Annotated in this window: 8 protein-coding genes; 6 read left to right on the forward strand and 2 right to left on the reverse strand. The window is 40.5% G+C overall.

The genetic code is table 11. The annotated features are described in order from the left end of the window. Positions 1–643 precede the first annotated feature (643 nt). The 6 genes from QZ327_RS09725 (at position 644) to QZ327_RS09750 (ending at position 4,763) form a co-directional block, all read left to right on the forward strand. Complete coding sequence (locus QZ327_RS09725; protein WP_294618862.1) at positions 644–1,747, forward strand: DUF4417 domain-containing protein; 1,104 nt, start codon at positions 644–646, stop codon at positions 1,745–1,747. Between the two features lie 55 nt (positions 1,748–1,802). Beyond that, on the forward strand, positions 1,803–2,087 hold the full coding sequence (locus QZ327_RS09730) for a hypothetical protein (RefSeq protein WP_294618863.1): 285 nt from the start codon (positions 1,803–1,805) through the stop codon (positions 2,085–2,087). Positions 2,088–2,091: 4 nt separating this feature from the next. Then, positions 2,092–2,427, forward strand: a complete 336-nt coding sequence (locus tag QZ327_RS09735; RefSeq protein WP_294618864.1) for a hypothetical protein — start codon at positions 2,092–2,094, stop codon at positions 2,425–2,427. Continuing rightward, positions 2,345–2,941, forward strand: coding sequence for a hypothetical protein (locus tag QZ327_RS09740; RefSeq protein ID WP_294618865.1), 597 nt, complete (start codon positions 2,345–2,347; stop codon positions 2,939–2,941). Before QZ327_RS09735 ends, QZ327_RS09740 begins: the two co-directional genes overlap by 83 nt. Before the next feature lie 278 nt (positions 2,942–3,219). Continuing rightward, the gene (locus QZ327_RS09745; protein WP_294618868.1) at positions 3,220–3,501 is read left to right on the forward strand and encodes a hypothetical protein; all 282 of its coding nucleotides are present in this window, start codon (positions 3,220–3,222) and stop codon (positions 3,499–3,501) included. Further along, positions 3,498–4,763, forward strand: a complete 1,266-nt coding sequence (locus QZ327_RS09750) for a phage terminase large subunit (protein WP_294618866.1) — start codon at positions 3,498–3,500, stop codon at positions 4,761–4,763. The genes QZ327_RS09745 and QZ327_RS09750 overlap by 4 nt, the downstream gene beginning before the upstream one ends. Before the next feature lie 169 nt (positions 4,764–4,932). On the opposite strand, the gene QZ327_RS09755 is transcribed toward QZ327_RS09750, so the two are convergent. Together QZ327_RS09755 and QZ327_RS09760 are read right to left on the reverse strand one after the other, a co-directional pair. Then, entirely contained in the window at positions 4,933–5,295 is a 363-nt protein-coding gene (locus QZ327_RS09755) for a helix-turn-helix domain-containing protein (RefSeq protein WP_011966217.1), read from the reverse strand. An 11-nt stretch (positions 5,296–5,306) separates the two neighbouring features. Continuing rightward, positions 5,307–5,606 (reverse strand): type II toxin-antitoxin system HigB family toxin, encoded by a 300-nt coding sequence (locus QZ327_RS09760; RefSeq protein ID WP_294618867.1) that lies wholly within the window; start codon positions 5,604–5,606, stop codon positions 5,307–5,309. Between the last annotated feature and the right edge of the window lie 161 nt (positions 5,607–5,767).

The following is a 5,767-nucleotide window of genomic DNA, read 5'->3' on the forward strand; positions in this document are numbered from 1 at the left end:
AAAGAAGGATTAAGACTTTGGCACTTCTGAATAATAAACTAAAGGAAATTAATTTGAAAAATGAAGAAATGAAAACCTTTGGACTGATGCCAAGTGCGTAACCCTTTGGGTGGGATTCCTCAACACGACAGAAGAACTCCACCTCTATGCCAGTGCCATCTACTCTGCTATGATGTGGGGAATGAAGTTGAACAAAGAACACTGTAAAAAGAAAGAGCTGGACCACGCCTTAACATGAACCAGTTCCTCACACAATTATGATGCAAATATACTTTTACTTTTAAAATAATCGTGTTATGGTAAAAGAATTTTCTGCTATATCGGAGATATTACCTTTCCCACAATGTGGAAACTGTGGTTTTTATGTATCAGAATTACAAAGATTTTCGGCAGGACATAAGCTATCTTTATACCGAGATTCTAAATCGGTTGAAATTTAAAGGGCTAATCAATGAAAATGTCAGGGCTTAGTGTTCCGGCATTTGTTTTTTTTGTGAGTATACATTTATAAGTGCTACAAATGGATGAAATTATAAGAGAGTGTGTCGAAACACCTCAAATACACCCTCCATTAGATATATTTCGATATCTTTGGTTGTGGTAGTACCTTTGAATGAATAATAGTAGTTCAAAGGTATTTTTTATGCAAAGAGCCAAACTTGACATATCAAAAGTCCTTCATAACGATGGACAGATAGAAGGACTTCCTCGTAATCCTCGCCTTATCAAGGATAAGAAGTTCAGGAAACTGTGCAAATCCATCAAGGAATTGCCGGAAATGACTGAAGCGAGAGATTTACTTGTCTATCCATATCAAGGGAAATATGTTGTTATTGGCGGGAATATGCGCCTTCAAGCATATAAAAAACTAAAATGGGAAGAAGTTCCTTGTTGCATATTGCCTGAAGATACACCGGTAGAGAAACTTCGCCAAATGCTTATCCAAGATAATAATCCTTTTGGTGAAAACGATTGGAAATTGCTTGCGAACGAATGGGACAGCGAAGAATTGAATGATTGGGGATTTGACGTATGGCAGGAAGAGAAAGATAGAAATAAACCTGTACCGAAGCAGGAAACGGAAGAAAAGGATTGCCAACAAGAAAATGCCAATTTCTTTGACATGATGTTGGGAGACAGGATATACGAGAGCAACAATGACTTCGACATACCTAATTTACGGATGGATGAGCAGCCTATATCAGGTTTGTTGCTTCCATTTTCTGTCTGGGGAGCAGATACCCGCCTAAAGAAAGACATCCAGACTTATCATTTCTACGTAGAGGATTACCGCTTTGAAGCGATATGGAAAGACTCTACGGTTGTTCTGAACAGCGGATGCTCTGCTGTTATTGAGCCTAACCTGTCATTATTCGATACAACACCTGTTGCATACGGGTTGCAACAAATCTATAAGAAGCGTTGGATTGCCCGCTACTTTCAAGAGTGCGGAGTAAAGGTGTATGCCGACCTTAATGTAGCACGGAAGTTCTACAAGTACAATCGTATGGGTATTCCAGAAGGTTACAATGCTTTTGCAACACGCGGCTATGCCGATAGACAGGAATACTTGAAGATGGAAATACAAATAGCTTGTGAAATATCAGGGAAAGATATTCCCAATATGATAGTTTACGGCGGAGGTGAGAAAATAAAGGAACTTTGTGTACAAAACAATGTACTGTATGTGGAGCAGTTCATGGCAAACAGGGTTAAGAAAACCAAGAGAGGAGGTAATAATGGATAAAACAAGTGGAGGAATACGGAGCACTAGTGGTGGTAACTTTCAAGCATCAGTATCGGTGACAAACAGGAATGGTGATGTAAGATGGCTACAAAAGAATTTCAGGTCTCAATCGCAAGCCGAGAAGTGGATTGGCAGGGTGACGGAACGATTTGACAGTCCGGCAAAGTCGGGATTTGCAACAGCTGCTGCTATTGATAAAGATACGAAGCGAGGGACTATTTATGATGTCTACAACCGCGATTTGGCTCGCGAGTTTGAGGTAAAAGACAAACGAGAGTTTAGGGCTGGCAGAGGTGGATATGCAGGTAGTGCAACAAGCCGGAAACGTAAAAAGAAATAAACTTATGGCTAAAACGGCAGGAGGAGTAAGAAGTACCAGAACTTCACGAATTAGAGGTTCAAAAGTCATGTTCATGGCTCACAAACTCCATAAGCTCTATGGGGGTAAGATGTCTTTTACCGAAAGCATGAAAATGGCTTGGAAATCGTATGGCGGTAGGGCTGACAATACCGACTACAAAGCTGCCGGAAACAAGGCTTACCTTGACAGAATAAGAAAGCTTGGAGGAAACGCACAGCAAGCTAAAAGGAGTTCGTATGATGATTTTAACATACCGGAATCAGCTTTCTACACAAATAACAAGAGAGGACGTTTCGGAAGCAATTTTGTGGGGGATTAATATGGCTAAGACTTCTGGCGGCGTTCGCACATACCAGCAAGGGACTTCCACCTACCGTAAACGGCAAGCAGAAGTTGAAGCCATGCGAGCCAGTGGGCGGTACTCCAGTGTGGAGATGGGAAAAGGAGGTGGATATTTTGCCATAGAGAAAAGCCCGGCACGCCACAAACCCGAAGAACTGGAAGCGGCTCGCATCCTTGCGGGCAAGGGTTATAAGGTGACATTGAAAAATGAAAGCGGAATGAATAAAACACCTGACGGTTATTTGTTCAAGGCTTCTTTCGAGCAAAGGACACCTACAGGCAACTCTGCAAAAAACATCCGTTCATCCCTTTATCATGGAAGAGATAAGAAAGCCGATATTCCAGTGCTTTACATGAAAGGCAATGGACACACAAGAAAAAGTGTAGAGGATGGAATAAAGTATTTTGAGAGTTCAAGTAAATACCGATTTAAGGAAATCATAATAGTTACGCAAGATGGAAGAATACATCGGCATAAACACAACTCTTAAAAACAACGGTCACTGACTTACGTTGCCGCCTTACCCGATAGGAAATGCCCTACTACGCAACCGGGGGGCTGCCAGTTCCCGACCCGGACTATAAGTATGTTGCAAATATAGTGATAATAACTCAAAAACAATAGGAATCGGTTAAAAAACGGTTGAAAATGGCAGGAAAAAAAGACATATACAAGTATGGAAAGAATACATAATTTTCAAGCACGAACCAGCCGCAGAATAGCGGCAGGAAGCCCAAACTATATACCATCGCCAAGAAAGCCTATAACGTGTCTCGTGAAGAATGGAATGAAGTGAAGCTGTATTTGCTCCAGTGTACTCCGCAAGAGATTGATAAGATAATTGGCAAGGAAGACACCCCTATGTGGGTACTCATCCTTGCTCGAGGATTGAAACGGAATGCGGCAAAAGGTGTGACCGATGTATTGGATGTAATGGAAGACAGGCTGTTCGGGCGTGTATCTGTTGCATCGAATGAAGACGCTGATATTCCAACAGACATAGAGCACGGCATCAACATTGATTCATGGATTAAGGATAAGCTGAAATGATCGAACCCCAAGAAATATATCATCCGTTGTATGAGGATAAGGAGAAATTTATAATTCTTATCACTGGCGGTCGTGGCTCCGGCAAGTCCTTCAATGCTTCCACTTTCATTGAACGTCTGACCTTTGAAATGACGGAAGCCGAAAAGATTGTTCATCAGATTCCCTACACCCGCTACACGATGGTTTCTGCCGGTATGTCTATCATCCCGGAAATGATGGAGAAGATAGAGCTAGATGGAACAACTAAGTATTTCAAGACCACCAAGACGGATATAGTCAATAAAATGACTAATAGCCGTATCATGTTCCGAGGCATCAAAACTTCTTCCGGTAATCAGACGGCAAAACTAAAATCTATTCAGGGTATCACTACTTTCGTCTGCGATGAAGCGGAAGAGTGGACAAGCAAGGATGAATTCGACAAGATAATGCTCTCCATTCGCAAGAAGAGTATTCAGAACCGTATTATCATCATAATGAATCCGTGCGATTCCAATCACTTCATTTACAAGAAGTACATTGAGAAAACCCATAAACTGGTAGAGATTGACGGTGTGCAGGTTCAAATCTCCACTCACCCGAATGTACTTCATATCCATACCACGTATTTTGATAACTTGGAGAACCTTTCTCCTGAGTTCTTGAAGGAGATTGAGGATATGAAAGCGAACAATCCCGAAAAGTACGCTCATGTCGTTATTGGTCGGTGGGCTGACGTTGCGGAAGGTGCGGTATTCAAAAGAATAGGAATAGTAAAAGAGTTCCCTACAAATGCTAAGAAGGTGGCTCTTGGTCTTGACTTCGGTTTCACACATGACCCTTCAGCAATCGTAAAGTGTGGAATAGTTGATAACGACTTATATTTGGATAAACTTTGCTATAAGACTGATATGGTATCTTCCGACCTTATTAAAGAACTACGAAAAGAGAGTCTATTTGTCTATGCAGACTGCGCAACCCCCCGGCTTATACAGGAAATTGCAAATGGAGGAATCATCATATATCCAGTGCAGAAGGGAGATGGCTCTATTGTGGCAGGAATAGACAAGATAAAGGACTTTGATAACATATTTGTTACGGAACGTTCCTACAATCTCATACATGAGGGACGTAATTATGTATGGGCTAAGGATAAAGACGGAAACTATATCAACGAGCCGGAAGACCACGATAATCACTGTTGGGATGCCATCCAGTATTATATAAATGGCAAGATTCTCGGAAAGATAGTTTGTGAAAAAGAAGAAAGAAAAATATGTTGATTATGTCGTTCATGATTATCCGATTCGAGGCTGTAATTTAAACTGTGTTAGCAAAGTTAATATTTTATTCCTTGCTGACACAGTTTATTTTACGCCCCCGAGAAATCCGGCTTTATCATAGTGCGAAATCAAACGGAATCACGCCTAAAATATTCTTCTTATAAGCTAATCAGAAACCCAACATTGCGGCTGGAGGTATATTCAGCACTCGACATAGCAATCTCGCAATTTTGAGAGTAGGCTCTGAACGACCGGAGATATAATCATTCACACGTGAGGGACTTATTCCAATCTCACCTGCAAGTTGCTTCTGACTCATCCCTTTTTCCTCAAGAGATAATTCAATCAATTCCGCAACGGTCGGCTTTTCTATCGGATAATGTTCTTTTTCGTAAGCTATCACAATGTCGGACATAACTGTGAGTTCCACCGCATTCTTATCGTTTGAAGGCGTATTGTCATCAACCAATGGCAGAAGTTCTTCCACTCTCGCCAAAGCAAATTCATACTGTTCTTTCGTTACTTTATTCATACTTCTATCTCTTAAATGGTTGAACAATCTATCTTATCATAATCTTTATGAGTACCCACCCAACGAATGAATATATAACCTATCGTAAACTTGACAACTACCACAAGCCGATAATTGTTACCTCTAATATTAAATACATAGTGCTGGTTACCTACATAATCAACTGAAAGAAAATCCACTTTAATGTCTGATAGGTTCTTCCATTCAGCTTTCTCTGCTATATCGTACCAACGTTCTAAGGCAATGCGTGAATCTTCATAACCTTTCGTCTCGTAGAACTCTCTCAATTTCTTATGTGATACAATTCTCATATCTCTTTTGTTTGATGCAAAAATATGAATTACTTTTGAATTATAAAATTTTTCCAAGGAATATATTTTATAATGTAGAATTTATCTATAAAAAGCGGAGGTAAATTGGCTCAGTTGTAATTCTTGGGGGATTAACCTTTGTTAATTCCCCTTTATGCATA

This window comes from uncultured Bacteroides sp. (assembly GCF_910578895.1).
GTDB lineage: Bacteria > Bacteroidota > Bacteroidia > Bacteroidales > Bacteroidaceae > Bacteroides.

Bases quoted from the DNA above. Each gene is read 5' to 3' on its own strand.
- QZ327_RS09725 (WP_294618862.1), top strand. From the start codon at position 644: ATGCAAAGAGCCAAACTTGACATATCAAAAGTCCTTCATAACGATGGA.
- QZ327_RS09735 (WP_294618864.1), top strand. From the start codon at position 2,092: ATGGCTAAAACGGCAGGAGGAGTAAGAAGTACCAGAACTTCACGAATT.
- QZ327_RS09740 (WP_294618865.1), top strand. From the start codon at position 2,345: ATGATGATTTTAACATACCGGAATCAGCTTTCTACACAAATAACAAGA.
- QZ327_RS09750 (WP_294618866.1), top strand. From the start codon at position 3,498: ATGATCGAACCCCAAGAAATATATCATCCGTTGTATGAGGATAAGGAG.
- QZ327_RS09755 (WP_011966217.1), bottom strand. From the start codon at position 5,295: ATGAATAAAGTAACGAAAGAACAGTATGAATTTGCTTTGGCGAGAGTG.
- QZ327_RS09760 (WP_294618867.1), bottom strand. From the start codon at position 5,606: ATGAGAATTGTATCACATAAGAAATTGAGAGAGTTCTACGAGACGAAA.